The sequence below is a fragment of the Amycolatopsis sp. NPDC051061 genome, assembly GCF_040682935.1.
In the GTDB taxonomy this organism is placed as follows: domain Bacteria; phylum Actinomycetota; class Actinomycetes; order Mycobacteriales; family Pseudonocardiaceae; genus Amycolatopsis.
Window position 1 is genome coordinate 195,189 of record NZ_JBFBBZ010000012.1, and the last position, 13,939, is coordinate 209,127.

At 70.9% G+C, this 13,939-nt stretch carries 16 protein-coding genes; 6 read left to right on the forward strand and 10 right to left on the reverse strand.

Annotated features, from left to right (window positions below; translation table 11 throughout):
- The first annotated feature begins 28 nt into the window (after positions 1-28).
- The 4 genes from AB0N03_RS18765 (at position 29) to AB0N03_RS18780 (ending at position 2,857) form a co-directional block, all read left to right on the forward strand.
- On the forward strand, positions 29-490 hold the full coding sequence (locus AB0N03_RS18765) for a hypothetical protein (RefSeq protein ID WP_364372822.1): 462 nt from the start codon (positions 29-31) through the stop codon (positions 488-490).
- A gap of 187 nt (positions 491-677) precedes the next feature.
- Positions 678-1,229: a hypothetical protein gene (locus AB0N03_RS18770; RefSeq protein ID WP_364372825.1), complete on the forward strand. Its 552-nt coding sequence runs from the start codon at positions 678-680 to the stop codon at positions 1,227-1,229.
- Between the two features lie 86 nt (positions 1,230-1,315).
- Complete coding sequence (locus AB0N03_RS18775) at positions 1,316-1,966, forward strand: class F sortase (protein WP_364372828.1); 651 nt, start codon at positions 1,316-1,318, stop codon at positions 1,964-1,966.
- Between the two features lie 87 nt (positions 1,967-2,053).
- Positions 2,054-2,857 carry a VOC family protein gene (locus AB0N03_RS18780; protein ID WP_364372831.1) on the forward strand — a complete coding sequence of 268 codons (804 nt, stop codon included), beginning with the start codon at positions 2,054-2,056 and terminating at the stop codon, positions 2,855-2,857.
- Positions 2,858-2,925: 68 nt separating this feature from the next.
- Here the strand turns inward: AB0N03_RS18780 and glpK are convergent, their stop codons facing one another.
- Both glpK and AB0N03_RS18790 read right to left on the reverse strand, forming a co-directional pair.
- Positions 2,926-4,440, reverse strand: coding sequence for a glycerol kinase GlpK (glpK, locus tag AB0N03_RS18785; RefSeq protein WP_364372834.1), 1,515 nt, complete (start codon positions 4,438-4,440; stop codon positions 2,926-2,928).
- Between the two features lie 31 nt (positions 4,441-4,471).
- A complete protein-coding gene (locus AB0N03_RS18790; protein WP_364372837.1) occupies positions 4,472-5,221 on the reverse strand; it encodes an MIP/aquaporin family protein in 750 nt (249 codons plus the stop codon).
- A 336-nt stretch (positions 5,222-5,557) separates the two neighbouring features.
- Here AB0N03_RS18790 and AB0N03_RS18795 point away from each other — a divergent pair, with 336 nt between their 5' ends.
- On the forward strand, positions 5,558-7,297 hold the full coding sequence (locus tag AB0N03_RS18795; RefSeq protein WP_364372840.1) for a glycerol-3-phosphate dehydrogenase/oxidase: 1,740 nt from the start codon (positions 5,558-5,560) through the stop codon (positions 7,295-7,297).
- Positions 7,298-7,303: 6 nt separating this feature from the next.
- Here AB0N03_RS18795 and AB0N03_RS18800 read toward each other — a convergent pair whose 3' ends face one another.
- From AB0N03_RS18800 to AB0N03_RS18835, 8 genes are all read right to left on the reverse strand, one after another.
- Complete coding sequence (locus AB0N03_RS18800; protein WP_364372843.1) at positions 7,304-7,834, reverse strand: GNAT family N-acetyltransferase; 531 nt, start codon at positions 7,832-7,834, stop codon at positions 7,304-7,306.
- Positions 7,835-7,893: 59 nt separating this feature from the next.
- On the reverse strand, positions 7,894-8,094 hold the full coding sequence (locus AB0N03_RS18805; protein ID WP_364372846.1) for a hypothetical protein: 201 nt from the start codon (positions 8,092-8,094) through the stop codon (positions 7,894-7,896).
- 11 nt (positions 8,095-8,105) lie between these two features.
- The gene (locus AB0N03_RS18810; RefSeq protein WP_364372849.1) at positions 8,106-8,543 is read right to left on the reverse strand and encodes a hypothetical protein; all 438 of its coding nucleotides are present in this window, start codon (positions 8,541-8,543) and stop codon (positions 8,106-8,108) included.
- Between the two features lie 75 nt (positions 8,544-8,618).
- On the reverse strand, positions 8,619-9,773 hold the full coding sequence (locus AB0N03_RS18815; RefSeq protein WP_364372972.1) for a sensor histidine kinase: 1,155 nt from the start codon (positions 9,771-9,773) through the stop codon (positions 8,619-8,621).
- Between the two features lie 22 nt (positions 9,774-9,795).
- Positions 9,796-10,185 (reverse strand): DUF1707 domain-containing protein, encoded by a 390-nt coding sequence (locus AB0N03_RS18820; protein WP_364372852.1) that lies wholly within the window; start codon positions 10,183-10,185, stop codon positions 9,796-9,798.
- A gap of 6 nt (positions 10,186-10,191) precedes the next feature.
- On the reverse strand, positions 10,192-10,728 hold the full coding sequence (locus AB0N03_RS18825) for a DUF1707 domain-containing protein (protein WP_364372854.1): 537 nt from the start codon (positions 10,726-10,728) through the stop codon (positions 10,192-10,194).
- A 58-nt stretch (positions 10,729-10,786) separates the two neighbouring features.
- Complete coding sequence (locus tag AB0N03_RS18830; RefSeq protein WP_364372857.1) at positions 10,787-12,580, reverse strand: acetyl/propionyl/methylcrotonyl-CoA carboxylase subunit alpha; 1,794 nt, start codon at positions 12,578-12,580, stop codon at positions 10,787-10,789.
- Positions 12,581-12,686: 106 nt separating this feature from the next.
- The gene (locus tag AB0N03_RS18835; RefSeq protein ID WP_364372860.1) at positions 12,687-12,962 is read right to left on the reverse strand and encodes an SAV_915 family protein; all 276 of its coding nucleotides are present in this window, start codon (positions 12,960-12,962) and stop codon (positions 12,687-12,689) included.
- 130 nt (positions 12,963-13,092) lie between these two features.
- On the opposite strand from AB0N03_RS18835, the gene AB0N03_RS18840 reads away from it, so the two are divergent.
- Entirely contained in the window at positions 13,093-13,815 is a 723-nt protein-coding gene (locus AB0N03_RS18840) for a hypothetical protein (protein ID WP_364372863.1), read from the forward strand.
- Positions 13,816-13,939 lie beyond the last annotated feature (124 nt).

Sequence of the window (13,939 nt, forward strand, 5' to 3'; positions counted from 1 at the left end):
ACGGCTGAAGGACGCGAAGGGTGCGAAGGTGCGCAAGACGGTGGTTTTCGTTGTAGCAACGCTGATCGGGGCGACGACGCTGGCGGGGCCGGCGCAAGCGCAGCAGCAGAGTCCCAGTCCGGCGCCCAGCGCCACGCCGGTGAAGGGCAGTGTGCAGCTCAACGTCAACACCGCGATCAACCAGTCGCTCGTGGACAAGTACGTCCGCGATGCGCCGAATGTCGCGCTAGCGAAGTGCGAAGGCGCTTCGCCGACGTTCTCCTCGCCGGTGCTGACGTTCTCGAACTACATCCCGGGCCCGTTCATGGGTGTCGACGCGAACATCAGCGCCGACGTCGCCCTCAATCCGGGTACCGGGGCTGGGACGTACCCGCTCACCGTGACGTGCGGCGCCCAGACTTACAGCACGCAGTTCTCGGTGCCGGCGCCGCAGGTTTCGAAGGTGCCGTCGGGGGCAGCGAAAGCGGGCGACGGCAGTATGGCCGGCTGAATTCCCGAATACGCCGAACCGCCCCGGGGTCACGCTCCGGGGCGGTTTTTTCGTGACCGACGGGTGCAACCTTTCGCAGGTGGAGACGTCTTGAGGACATAAGCAAGCGGACAAAGCCGAGGCAGGGGGAACTGCGATCGGTGTCCGTGCAATTGCTGCGTCGAATCATTCCACAGGGGAGAAAAGAATGAAGAAGACCGCTGTCGTCGCGAGTTTCGCCACCGCTTTCCTCGTCCTCGCGCCCGGTGCGGCGCTGGCGAGCACGTCGCCGGCCGCGGACGCCCCGGCCGAGTACGTGGGTGTCCCGAAGGCCTACGTCCAGGTGATTCCGAAGGTCGCCCGCCCTGGCGCAAAGGTGCAGATCCGGGTGGGTTGCGCCGCCGAAGGCACGCATGACCTGACTTCGCCGGCTCTCACCATCGGCTCGCTGCGCCGCACCGGCCCGCAGAACGACCCGGCGACCGCGCCGGCCGCCGTCGCGTCCGCCGTCGTGAAGCCGGTGAAGCCGGGCGTGTATCCGCTGTCGTTCTTCTGCGGCGGTGCCGAGATCAGCACGAAGTTCACCTTGCTGGGTGCGCCGAAGCAGGTCACCAAGGTGCCGGCGGGCGCGCCGCAGACCGGCGGCACCGACGGCCCGGCCGACGACTCCGGCAGCCCGCTCGCGGCCGCGGCCGCCATGGGCGTGCTCGCGGTCGGCGGCAGCGGTCTGGTGCTGGCCCGGCGGGTCCGGCGCCGCTGATCTCCCGAGGGGAGCGGGGGTAGCGTCTGGGCGGCCCAACCGATCGGGCCGCCCGGACGAGTGAACCCGCAGGAAGGGGGGAGCACATGAGCACGAGGAGCACGAGCCGACGGGGTTATCTGATCGCCCTGGTCGTGGCGTTGCTGGCCGCGCTGGTGGTGCTGGCGCTGACGCTCGGCGGCGACGGATCCGAGACGTCGACCGCGCAGCCGCCGCCCGCCCAGCCCGTCGCGGTGAACCCGGAGTTCGCGGCCGGCGAGCAGGACGCCGTCGCCGCGTTGCCGGAGTCCGATCCGGTCTCGATCGACATCCCGAAGATCGGCGCGCACTCGTCGCTGGTGCCGCTGGGCGTCAACGCGGACAACACCATCCAGGTGCCACCGGTGACCACGCCGCTGCAGGCGGGCTGGTACACGTACGCGCCGACGCCGGGCGAGGTCGGCCCCGCCGTCGTCCTCGGGCACGTCGACGGCAACCACCAGAAGGGCATCTTCTACCGGCTCAAGGAGCTGGCCGCCGGCGACCGCGTCTCGATCGCGCGCCAGGACGGGACGACGGCGCTGTTCCAGGTGACCAAGGTGCACCAGGTGCCGAAGCAGGACTTCGAGAAGGAAGGCGTGTACGACGACACGGCGGGCCCTGAGCTGCGGCTGATCACCTGCGGGGGAGTTTTCGACCGGAGCGCGCACAACTACGTCGACAACATCGTCGTGTACGCCCAGCTCGTCGGCCACTGAAGGTCCTTCGGCCCTGTTTTGTCGGTGCTCGGTGCAAGACTGTGTCGGCCGTCACCCGAGGCGGCGTAGGCGAGGGTTGGAGTCGACATGGTGTTCCGGGACGAGCGGTGGCCCGATGGCACGCCCAGCTGGGTGGACCTGATGGTGCCCGACCAGGCGAAAGCGGTGGCTTTCTACAGCGGCCTGTTCGGTTGGGACGTGCAGGCGGGCGGTGAGGAAACCGGCTTCTACGGCATGGCGGAGCTGCGTGGGCGGCCGGTCGCCGGGATCGGCCAGACACCGTCGGGGCAGGACATGCCTCCGGTGTGGACGACGTACCTGTCAGTGTCCGACGTGGACAAGACGGCCGCGTCGATCACCGAGGCGGGCGGGCAGATCGTCGTGCCGGTGATGGAAGTGCTGAAGGAAGGCCGGATGGCGGTGGCGGCCGACCCGGCGGGCGCGGTGTTCGGGCTGTGGGAGCCGGGCCACCACCTGGGCACGCAGGTCACGGCGGCGCCGGGCACGTTGGCCTGGAACGAGTGCATGAGCCGCGACTACCCGGCGGCGAAGGCGTTCTACGAGCAGGTGTTCGGGTACGGGTTCCAGGACCTGTCGAACGACGACTTCACGTACGCGGTGCTGCTGATCGACGGTCGCCCGGTCGGCGGGCTCGGCGCGCTGCCCGGCTCGGTGCCGGCGGAGGTGCCGTCGAACTGGTCGACGTACTTCTCGGTGGCGAACGCGGACGAGAGCGCGGCCAAGGTGGTGGAGCTGGGCGGCCAGGCGCTGGACCAGCCGTTCGACTCACCGTACGGGCGGCAGGTCCGGGTGGTGGACGACCAGGGGGCGCCATTCCTGGTCATTTCGCCGAACGAGCGGTCCGGGAAACCGGAGGGCTGGGAGGACTGAGGGGGTACCGCGCGGCCGCGGGCCGGAGACGCCGAACGACGCCCCCGGCCCCGGGCCGGTCAGTCCGCTCAGTCGTCGTCGGCGACCCAATCGAAGGTCTTCGTCACGGCCTTCTTCCAGTTGCGGTACTCGCGGTCGCGGCGGGAGTCGTCCATCGCCGGGTCCCACTGCTTGTCCTGCGCCCAGTTGTTCCGGATGTCGTCCTCGGACTTCCAGAACCCGACCGCCAGCCCGGCGGCGTACGCGGCACCCAGCGCCGTCGTCTCGTTGACCACGGGACGGATCACCGGCACGCCGAGGATGTCGGCCTGGAACTGCATCAGCAGCTCGTTGACGACCATGCCGCCGTCCACCTTGAGCGACTTCAGCGGGACACCCGAGTCGGCGTTCATCGCGTCGATCACCTCACGGGACTGGAAGGCCGTCGCCTCCAGGACCGCGCGGGCGAGGTGGCCCTTGTTGACGAACCGGGTGAGCCCGACGATCGCGCCGCGAGCGTCGGATCGCCAGTAAGGAGCGAACAGACCCGAGAACGCCGGGACGAAGTACGCGCCGCCGTTGTCCTCGACGCTGCGCGCGTGCTCCTCGATCTCGGCCGCGGTCCCGATCATACCGAGGTTGTCGCGCAGCCACTGCACCAGCGAACCGGTCACCGCGATGGAGCCTTCCAGCGCGTAGATCGTGTCGTTCGAGCCGATCTTGTAGCAGACCGTGGTGAGCAGCCCGTTCTGTGACATCACCTTCTCGGTGCCGGTGTTGAGCAGCATGAAGTTGCCGGTGCCGTAGGTGTTCTTGGCCTCGCCGGGCGAAAGGCAGGCCTGGCCGAACGTCGCGGCCTGCTGGTCGCCCAGGATGCCCGAGATCGGCACGCCGGCCAGCGCACCCTTCTCGCGGACCTTGCCGTACTCCTCGGACGAGGAGCGGATCTCCGGCAGCATCGAAAGGGGGATGCCCATCTCACCGGCGATGTCGGCGTCCCACTGCAGGGTTTCGAGGTCCATCAGCATGGTGCGCGACGCGTTGGTCGGGTCGGTGACGTGCACGCCGCCGTCGGCCCCGCCGGTCATGTTCCACAGCACCCAGGTGTCCATGTTGCCGAAGATCAAGTCACCGGCTTCGGCCTTCTCGCGCGCGCCGTCGACGTTGTCGAGGATCCACTTGATCTTCGGCCCGGAGAAGTACGTCGCGAGCGGGAGGCCGACCTTCTCGCGGTAGCGCTCCTGGCCGCCGCCGAGGTTGCCGAGCTCGGTGACGATCTTGTCGGTGCGGGTGTCCTGCCAGACGATCGCGTTGTACACCGGCTTGCCGGTCGTCTTGTCCCAGACCAGCGCGGTCTCGCGCTGGTTGGTGATGCCGACCGCGACGATGTCCTTCGCGGTCAGGTCGGCCTTGGCCAGCGCGCCCGCGGCGACCCGGCGCGTGTTCTCCCAGATCTCTTCGGCGTTGTGCTCGACCCAGCCCGCCTTCGGGAAGATCTGCTCGTGCTCGCGCTGGTCGACCGAGACCACGCGGCCCTCGTGGTTGAAGATCATGCACCGGGTCGACGTGGTGCCCTGGTCGATCGCGGCTACGTACGAAGTCATCTGTGCTCCAGGAATTCGGTAAGTGGGGCGATCAGGTCAGGTTGTGCACACCGAGGTAGAGCAACGCGGCGAGCGCGCCACCGGCCAGCGGGCCGGCGACCGGGATCCACGAGTAACCCCAGTTCGCGTTGGCCTTGTTCTTGATCGGCAGCAGGAAGGCGTACGCGATGCGCGGGCCGAGGTCGCGGGCCGGGTTGATGGCGTAGCCCGTCGGCCCGCCGAGGGAGGTACCGATCACGAGCACGACGAAGGACACGCCGGCGTAGCCCAGTGCGGAGTTGCCGAAGTTCGGGGTGCCGCCGTCGCCGACGGAGACCACCGGGCTGAGCAGGATCCACGCCACCAGGACGAAGGTGCCGATGACCTCGGTGACGAGGTTCCACACGGTGTTCGGTATCTGAGGTGCGGTGGAGAAGATGCCGAGCGTGTTCTCCGGCTCGGGGTGGTCGTCGAACTGCAGTTTGTAGGCGGCCCAGCAGAGGACGGCGCCGATGATCGCGCCTGCCATCTGCCCGATGAAGTAGAAGGGGACGTCGGCCCACGGGGTCTTGCCCGAGATCGCCAGGCCCAGCGTCACTGCGGGGTTGAGGTGCGCGCCACTGGGCGCGGCGATGCTGGCGCCGGTGAAGACGGCGAACGCCCAGCCGAAGTTGATGAACAAGAACCCGGCGTTGTGGCCGTTGTTCTTGCGGAGCACGTGGTTCGCGACCACGCCGTTGCCGAGCAGGATCAGGGCGGCCGTTCCCAGTAGTTCCCAGACGATTATTGCCCCAGCACTCACCGCTGCACCTCCACACTGGACACTCTGCGCAGGGTCGATCACGGCGTGCCACGGCACCGTTGCCGACCCACGTCCGCGCGACGTTACCGGGGCGTAGAAGCGGATACCAAGCACCGGGTAGCCGAAACTTTTTACCAATCCGACCCAAAGCAGGCGGATACGGGCCGCAGCGATTCGCGCGAGGTGCCGGTTTCCGCCGTGACTGCCGTCGGATTGGCAAACCAGCGGCACAGCAAGATCGCGGAGGGTTACGCCACACGTGTCATCCGTGGACGGGCGGAGGATCACCAGGTCGTGCGATGCTGGAAGCCTCGCCAGCACGAGGAGGAGTGTCACGTGGCCAGTGCGCAGCACGCAGCGGAGACGAACCCGGCTCGACTGGGCCCGGCCAAGCGGGAACAGACCTGGCAGCGGCTCGGCAACGAGACCTTCGACCTCGTCGTCATCGGCGGCGGCGTGGTCGGCGCGGGCACGGCGCTGGACGCCGCGACGCGCGGACTGCGGGTCGCGCTCGTCGAGGCCCGCGACCTCGCCTCGGGGACGTCGAGCCGGTCGAGCAAGCTCTTCCACGGCGGCCTGCGCTACCTGGAACAGCTCGAATTCGGCCTGGTCCGGGAAGCGCTGCGCGAACGCGAGCTGATGCTGACGACCATCGCGCCGCACCTGGTCAAGCCGGTCAGCTTCCTCTACCCACTGACGCGCCGCGTGTGGGAGCGGCCCTACACCGCCGCCGGCCTGCTGATGTACGACACGATGGGCGGCGCCAAGAGCGTCCCGGGCCAGAAGCACCTCACCCGGGCGGGTGCGTTGCGGATGGTGCCGGCGCTCAAGCGGTCCGCGCTGATCGGCGGGATCCGCTACTACGACGCGCAGTCCGACGACGCCCGCCACACCATGACGGTGGCCCGGACGGCGGCGCACTACGGCGCGGTCGTGCGGACGTCGACCCAGGTCGTCGGGTTCCTGCGCGAGGCCGACCGGGTGTCCGGCGTCCGCGTGCGCGACGTCGAGGACGGGCGCGAAACGGAGATCTCGGCGGCCGCGGTGATCAACTGCACCGGCGTGTGGACCGACGAGCTGCAGCGGCTCTCCGGCGGCCGCGGGCGGTTCCGCGTGCGCGCCAGCAAGGGCGTGCACATCGTCGTGCCGCGCGACCGGATCGTCTCGGAGTCGGGGATGATCCTGCGCACCGAGAAGTCGGTGCTGTTCGTGATCCCGTGGCGCAACCACTGGATCGTCGGGACGACGGACACGGACTGGAACCTGGACCTGGCGCACCCGGCGGCGACGAAGCACGACATCGACTACCTCCTCGAGCACGTCAACAGCGTCCTGGCGACGCCGCTGACGCACGACGACATCGAAGGTGTGTACGCGGGCCTTCGCCCGTTGCTGGCGGGGGAGAGCGAAGAGACGTCGAAGCTTTCGCGCGAGCACGCGGTGGCTCGGGTGGCACCAGGCCTGGTCGCGATCGCCGGCGGCAAGTACACGACGTACCGGGTGATGGCGGCGGACGCCGTCGACGCGGCGGCGGTGGACCTGCCGGGCCGCTCGCAGCCGTCGATCACGGACAAGGTCCCGCTGATCGGCGCGGACGGCTACCACGCCCTGGTCAACCAGGCCGACCACCTGGCCGCCGAGCACGGCCTGCACCCGTACCGGGTCCGGCACCTGCTCGACCGCTACGGCTCGCTGGTCAACGAGGTCCTGACGTCGGCGAACGGCCGCCCGGAGCTGCTGAAGCCGATCGAGCATGCTCCGGATTATTTGGGCGTCGAAGTGGTGTACGCGGCTTCGCACGAGGGGGCGCTGCACCTGGAGGACGTCCTGGCCCGCCGGACGCGCATCTCGATCGAGTACGCCCACCGCGGCGTCGACTGCGCCGAGCAGGTCGCGACGCTGGTCGGCGAGGTCCTCGGCTGGTCACCCGAAACGGTGAAGCGGGAGATCGAGGTCTACAACGCCCGGGTGGAGGCGGAGAGGGAGTCCCAGTCCCAGCCGAGCGACGAAGCGGCGGACGCGTTGAGGTCGGCGGCCCCGGAGGCCCGGGCGGGCATCGTGGAGCCGGTGAGCTGAGGGGTGTCAGGCCGTGCGGTGCCAGCGGATCAGGCGTTCGCTGGTGGGGGCGGGGTCCGGCTCCGGGCCCACCAACGTGAACCCGCAGCGCTCCGCCACGATCGCCGAGGCCGCGTTGCTCTCCTCGTACCGGTAGCTCACCTCGGTCAGCCCCAGGCCGCCGAAACCGAAGCGCAAGGCCGCGTTCAACGCCGTCGTCGCGATGCCCTTGCCTCGCTCGGTCGGGTGAACCCAGATCGTCGCCTCCGCGTACTCCGACGAAAGGTCCAGCTCGCGCAGGCCCACCTCGCCGAGCAGACGCCCTGACGTCGGCTCCGCGATCGCCCACGAACAGCGCTCGTCGCCCGCCCATTGGGCCGCTCGGAGCGCCACGTACTCCGTTGCCTCGTCGAGGGTGCGCAGGCGGTAGTTCAGCACGTACTTGCGGTGCGTCGGGTCGGCGAACGCCTCCATGAGCAGCGGCCGGTCGTCGATGTGCCGGTCGGCGCGCAGCTGGCGCAGGTAGTAAGTGCCCGCGTTGATCTCCACCGGTTCCACTCCGCCCAGCCTAGCCAGGCCGGGAGCACCCCGCTCCCGGCCCGGCGATCAGGGCCGGATCACGGCGTCAAGCGCCAGATCACCGGCACCCCGCTGCCGGCGGTCAGGTCGTTCGACGCGTAACCCGCGAGCGTGCCGTCGTCGGCGACGACCGGGGCTTCGAACGTCGAGTAGCCGCTCGGTGCGCGGACCTCGCCCGGGGTCGTGCCGCGCCAGACGATCGCGTTGCCGACGATCACCGGGCCCGCCGGGTTCGGCACCAGCCCGGTCGTCAGGCCGGCCTGGTTGACGCCCGTCGCCCGGCCGCCGAGGATCCCCAGGCCTGGGCCGCCGGGCTCGGCGACAGGTACCGGACGACGCCGTCCTTCCACAGCGCGGAGCCGATGCCCGAGTCCAGCAGGATCGTGCCGTCGTCGTCCAGGTCGCGCGGGGACGAGACGTCGCCCGTCTCCGGGATGACCACCGGCGCACTGCCGTCGGCCCGCCACAGGACGACGGCCCCGGTGCCACCGAACCGATAGGCCTCACCCAGCACGTCGCCGCGGGTGTTGATCGCGACGCCGAACACGGAGTCGTAGCCCGCCGGGACGTCCTTGATGTGGTAGCCCGACGCGTCCAGTGTGTACGTCCGGCTGACCATGCTCTCGTAGTCGTGGATCGTGCCGGCCACCACGCCGGACGAGTTCTCGTCGTCGGCGTCCACCCGCATTTTGTTCCCTTCCCCCGACCTGCACGATCACCACGTCCGAGGCGGGGGACCGGTTGCCCGGCGAAAGGAGCAATCTCAGAGGGCCGGGACCTGGGCGCTCACGGCCGTGCCGTCGCCGGGGGTGCTCTCGATCGACAGCGTCCCCGCCACCCGGCGGACGCGCTGCCGCATCGCCTCCAGGCCGAAGCCGGTGCCCTCGCCGCGGTCGCCGGGGCGGAAGCCGATGCCGTCGTCGACGACGTCGAGCAGCACCAGATCGTCCGAATAGGACAGAGTCACCCCGATCCGCGACGCCTTCGCGTGCTTCTCCGCGTTCGCCAGCGCCTCCTGCGCGACGCGGTAAAGCGTTTCCTCCAGTTCGGGCAGCAGGGGCCGGGCGTCACCGGTCGTCTCCACGCGAACCGCGACTCCGGACGTCGACGACACCCGCTCGGCCAGCCGGGAAAGCGCTTCCGGCAGCTGAGCCGCGTCGAGGGGTTCCGGTCGGAGGGCCTGCACCGCTCGCCGCGCTTCGGCGAGGCTGTCGCGGGCGAGCGCCTTGACCTGCTCCAGCCGCCGGTCGCGGTCCGGGCCGTCCGCCGCCTGCAGCTGCGTGACGATCCCGGTCAGGCCCTGGGCGAGGGTGTCGTGGATTTCGCGGGCCATCCGCTGCCGTTCGTCGAGCACGCCGGCTTCGCGCGCCTGGGCCACCAGCCGCGCGTGCAGGTCCGCGTTCTCCTCGAGCGCCGCTTCCAGCCGGACGTTCGCCTTCCGCCGCTGCTCGCTCTCCGCGCCGACGAACCACGCGGCGTACAGCAGCGGGCCGGCCATCGACAGGACCAGCACCCAGGTCGGGCTGCGCGAGCCCGGGTCGGCGGCCAGCAGCGGCAACGTCGCTGTCGCGGCCACCGCGAAGAACCCCCACCGCGCCGGGAAGAGCACGAAGGCGAGCGGGTAGCCGAAGGACGCGAAGCCCATGAACGTGTCGTCGCGCGCCACCAGCACCGTCGCGGCCGCGAGCACGCCGGCGTAGTAGCCGGCGGCGACCCAGGGGTGCGTCCGCCGGTGCGGGAACAGCGGGATCAGCAGCGGCACCCACACCGCCGCCAGCACGACGACGACCAGCGTGGCGCCCCGGACTCCGGGCCCCCAGATCACGCAAGCGGCGAGCCCGGCCAGCCCGACGCCGGTGAAGATCGGCCCCGCCAGCCGTTCGCCTCGGACGTCCAGCGCGCCCGGCACCACGCCCATCACGCCGGTGATTCTCGCAGGTTCAGCGCCGCCGGCGGGCCCCGGCGATCATCGCGACCACCAGCGGCAGCGCGACCGAGATGATGAGCAGCCGGCCGCGGGACAGGATGAGCACCGCGACCGCGAGGACGATCGCGATCGGGACCGCGCCGCGGATCAGGAACTGCTGCAGCGCGTTGTCGCCGGACATCACCGGCACCGGGGGCGCGGAGGCCCCGTTGAGCAGCGCGCTCGGGCGCGGCGAGGGCAGGTCGTCGAACAGCGGCACGAGCTCGCTGACCCGCTTGGCCGCGGTGACCTTCGCGGAGCGGGTGCCGTACTCGTCGATGTCGAGCCGCCCGGAGCGGACGTGCTCTTCGAGGACGTCCAGGGCGTCCTGGCGCTCGTCGTCGCTCAACCGCATGTCGCCCACGGTGGCTCAGCGGTCCAGGCCACGCCGGTGGTCGCGGAAGGAGTCGCGCAGCTCGCGCCGGCGCTCCCGGTCGCGCAGGTGCCGGTCGTGGCGGTGGTCGTGGTGCCCGCTGTGGCCCCACATCGACCGGCCGAAGATGCTCAGCCCGATCGGGACGAGGATCAGCGCCCCGTGCACGACCCCGGTGGCGATCAGCGCGATCACCGCGATCCAGACCAGCGGGACGAACGCGGCCACGAACCGCTGCGGGCCCGTCCAGCCGTCCGGCGTACCCGGGTGCCGCGGTGCCGGTGCGGCCTCCGTGGCCGGCTCGGGAGCCGCGACGGCCTGGGGGACGTCGTCGTAGCGGGGGTGCGGCGCGGGCAGGTCCGCGAAGAGGTCGACGAGCTCTCCGCGCGTCTTCGCCGCGGTGATCCGCGCCGAGCGCTCGCCGTATTCGTCGATGTCGATCCGCCCCGCGCTCATGTGCTCACCGAGCGCGGACAGCGCGGACTCGCGGTTCTGGTCGCTGATCCGCAGCTGCGGAGACGGGACTTCGGTCACGTAGTCGATGGTAGGCCGCCACGGGGGCGGCCCACCACGACATCCGCAACGAACTGCGCTACTTGATCTCCAGCAGCTGTGTGCCCTGCGTCACGGCGGCGCCGACCTCGACCGAAAGGCCGGTGATCGTGCCCGCTTTGTGCGCGGTGACCGGGTTCTCCATCTTCATCGCCTCGAGGACGACGATCAGCTCACCGGCTTCGACCGTCTGGCCCTCTTCGACGGCGACCTTGACGATGGTGCCCTGCATCGGCGCGGTGACGGCGTCGCCGCTCACCGCGGCCTTGCCGCCGCCGGCCCGCTTGCGCGGCTTCGCCTTGACGGCGGTGCCGCCCCCGGCGCCGCCTTCGAGCGCGAACCCGCCCGGCAGCGAAACCTCCAGGCGCCGCCCGCCGACCTCGACGACGACGTTCTGCCGCGGCTCTTCTTCGGCGGCCTCGACGTCCGGCGCCACGAACGGCTCGATCTTGTTGTCGAACTCCGTCTCGATCCAGCGCGTGTGCACGCTGAAGCCGTTCTCGTCGCCGATGAACGCGGGGTCGTCGACGATCACGCGGTCGAACGGCAGCACGGTCGCCATGCCCTCGACGACCATCTCGGCCAGGGCGCGGCGGCTGCGTTCGAGGGCGTTGTTCCGGTCGGACCCGGTGACGATCAGCTTCGCCAGCATCGAGTCGAACTGGCCGCCGATCACGCTGCCGGACTCGACACCGGAGTCGACGCGCACGCCGGGGCCGCTCGGCGCGACGAACTTCGTCACCGTGCCCGGCGCGGGCAGGAAGCCGCGGCCGGCGTCCTCGCCGTTGATGCGGAACTCGATCGAGTGGCCGCGCGGCTCGGGGTCCTCGGTGATCCGCAGCTTCTCGCCGCGCGCGATGCGGAACATCTCGCGGACGAGGTCGAGGCCGGTGGTCTCCTCCGAGACCGGGTGCTCGACCTGCAGGCGCGTGTTGACCTCGAGGAAGGAGATGGTGCCGTCGGTGGCGACGAGGTATTCGACCGTGCCGGCGCCGTAGTACCCGGCTTCCTTGCAGATCGCCTTCGCCGACTCGTGGATGCGCTTGCGCTGCTCGTCGGACAGGAACGGCGCGGGCGCCTCCTCGACGAGCTTCTGGTGCCGGCGCTGCAGCGAGCAGTCGCGGGTGCCGACGACGATCGCGTTGCCGTGCTGGTCGGCCAGCACCTGGGCCTCGACGTGGCGCGGCTTGTCCAGGTAGCGCTCGACGAAGCACTCGCCGCGGCCGAACGCGGCGACCGCTTCCCGCGTCGCCGACTCGAACAGCTCGGGGATCTCTTCGCGGGTGCGCGCGACCTTCAGGCCACGGCCACCGCCGCCGAACGCGGCCTTGATGGCCACCGGCAGGCCGTACTCGTCGGCGAACGCGACGATCTCGTCGGCGTCCTTGGCCGGCTCCTTGGTGCCCGGCACCAGCGGCGCGCCCGCGCGCAGGGCGATGTGGCGCGCGGTGACCTTGTCGCCGAGGTCGCGGATGGCCTGCGGGCTCGGCCCGATCCAGGTCAGCCCGGCGTCGAGGACGGCCTGGGCGAAGTCGGCGTTCTCGGAGAGGAAGCCGTAGCCCGGGTGCACCGAGTCGGCGCCCGCGCGCTTGGCGGCGTCGAGCAGCTTGTCGGAGTTCAGGTAGCTCTCGGCGGCCGTGGTGCCGCCGAGCGCGAAGGCTTCGTCGGCCAGGCGCACGTGCGGTGCGTCGCGATCCGGGTCGGCGTACACCGCGACGCTGGCGAGCCCAGCGTCCTTGGCGGCTCTGATCACGCGTACCGCGATCTCGCCCCGGTTGGTGACCAGGATCTTGGTCACCGGACCACCGGTGGATTCGCCGACCTGCTCGGCCACCCCGCACCTCCTGCGTCCCGACAGCTCCATCGCTGACCGCCCACGCGGTACGGGGGAGTCTACGGATATGACGTCGGGAGTCTCTTGAGTGAGAGCTGAACCACGCTCAGACGTGGTGGCGCAGCTCCTGGGGCAGCGGTGAGTCCAGCACGATGACGTCGTACGGGTTCGCCGCGTGGACCGTCGGCAGGTGCTCGGTGTTCACCAGCACCCACGGCTGGTGCTCGCCGCAGCAGTCGATCAGCCGGTCGAGCGCGGTGAACGCGACGAGCGCGGTGCGGCCGTCCGGCGTGCGCCGCAGCTCGATCGACGCGCCTTCGGTCTCGGCGCTGGCCGGGCCGGTCGGCAGGTAGAGCGCGGGGGGAAGGTTCGGGTTGGTCACCCGGACAACATAGACGGACACGCTCCGCCACCCCGGGTTGCCTCCGCCGGGTGCCCGGCCGGGGGATTTCAGCCACACCCCGCCGGGCCGCTGCCCACACACAGTCGCGACGCGGCTTACGCTCTGTCTCATGCGGACTTCGGCGGCGCGGACGCCTCGGTCGGCGCTGCTCACCGCGGTGCTGGCCGCGGTGGTGACCGTCGGTGCGATCGCCGCGGTGTTCCTCCTCCGGCCGCGGCCGGAGGAGCCCGCCGCCGCGGCCGAGCCCGCGGCCGCCCCGGTGTCGCCGGTGGTGACCTGCGGCGGCGGCCCGTGCCGCCAGCTCGCGGCGATGACGGTCGGCGGGACCCCGGTGGTGCTGTTGACCGACGCGGCGGGCGGTTCGGCGCGGGTGCGCGTCGGGCCCGAGCCGGGCACGGTGTTCGAGCTGTCGATCGCCCAGCTGGGCGTGCGGCTGGACCAGGACTCGCTGCGCTGCATCGACGGCGCGGCGCCGACGTGCCTGGTCCGCGGCGACGTCGGCGACCAGGGCACCGCGGCGTACGGCGAGCTGCTCGTCGCGGGTGGCGGAGTGTGGCGCGCGCCGGGCAAGCCGTACTTCGCGGACGCGGGGACGCTGTCGCTCTACGACGTCACGGCCGACGGCCGTCCGGACGTGATCGTGGTCCGCCACGACTGCCGCGGCGCGGACGCCGGCACGCCCAAGTGCGCCGCGGCCCCGGTGCTGGGCCAGGTGTACGACCTGACGGGCAAGTCGGTCGGCTGCACGCGCCGGTACACGGCGCCGTCGGACCTGCGCGGCTGGCCGGACATCCGCCTCACGCGCGCCGACCTGCGCACCTGCCCCTCCTGAAAGCGCCCCAATGTGGCCTTCGGTGCGTTGAACGCACCGAAGGGCCCCTTGGGTGCGTTGAATCAGCGCTGCGGCGCGAAGCGCCTCCGTTGAGGGTGGTGGCGGGGGCATGGATGGAGCAACC

Coding starts and splice junctions, on each gene's coding strand:
- AB0N03_RS18780 (WP_364372831.1), top strand. CDS start 2,054: ATGGTGTTCCGGGACGAGCGGTGGCCCGATGGCACGCCCAGCTGGGTG.
- AB0N03_RS18770 (WP_364372825.1), top strand. CDS start 678: ATGAAGAAGACCGCTGTCGTCGCGAGTTTCGCCACCGCTTTCCTCGTC.
- glpK (WP_364372834.1), bottom strand. CDS start 4,440: ATGACTTCGTACGTAGCCGCGATCGACCAGGGCACCACGTCGACCCGG.
- AB0N03_RS18775 (WP_364372828.1), top strand. CDS start 1,316: ATGAGCACGAGGAGCACGAGCCGACGGGGTTATCTGATCGCCCTGGTC.
- AB0N03_RS18815 (WP_364372972.1), bottom strand. CDS start 9,773: ATGGGCGTGGTGCCGGGCGCGCTGGACGTCCGAGGCGAACGGCTGGCG.
- AB0N03_RS18810 (WP_364372849.1), bottom strand. CDS start 8,543: ATGCGGGTGGACGCCGACGACGAGAACTCGTCCGGCGTGGTGGCCGGC.
- AB0N03_RS18840 (WP_364372863.1), top strand. CDS start 13,093: ATGCGGACTTCGGCGGCGCGGACGCCTCGGTCGGCGCTGCTCACCGCG.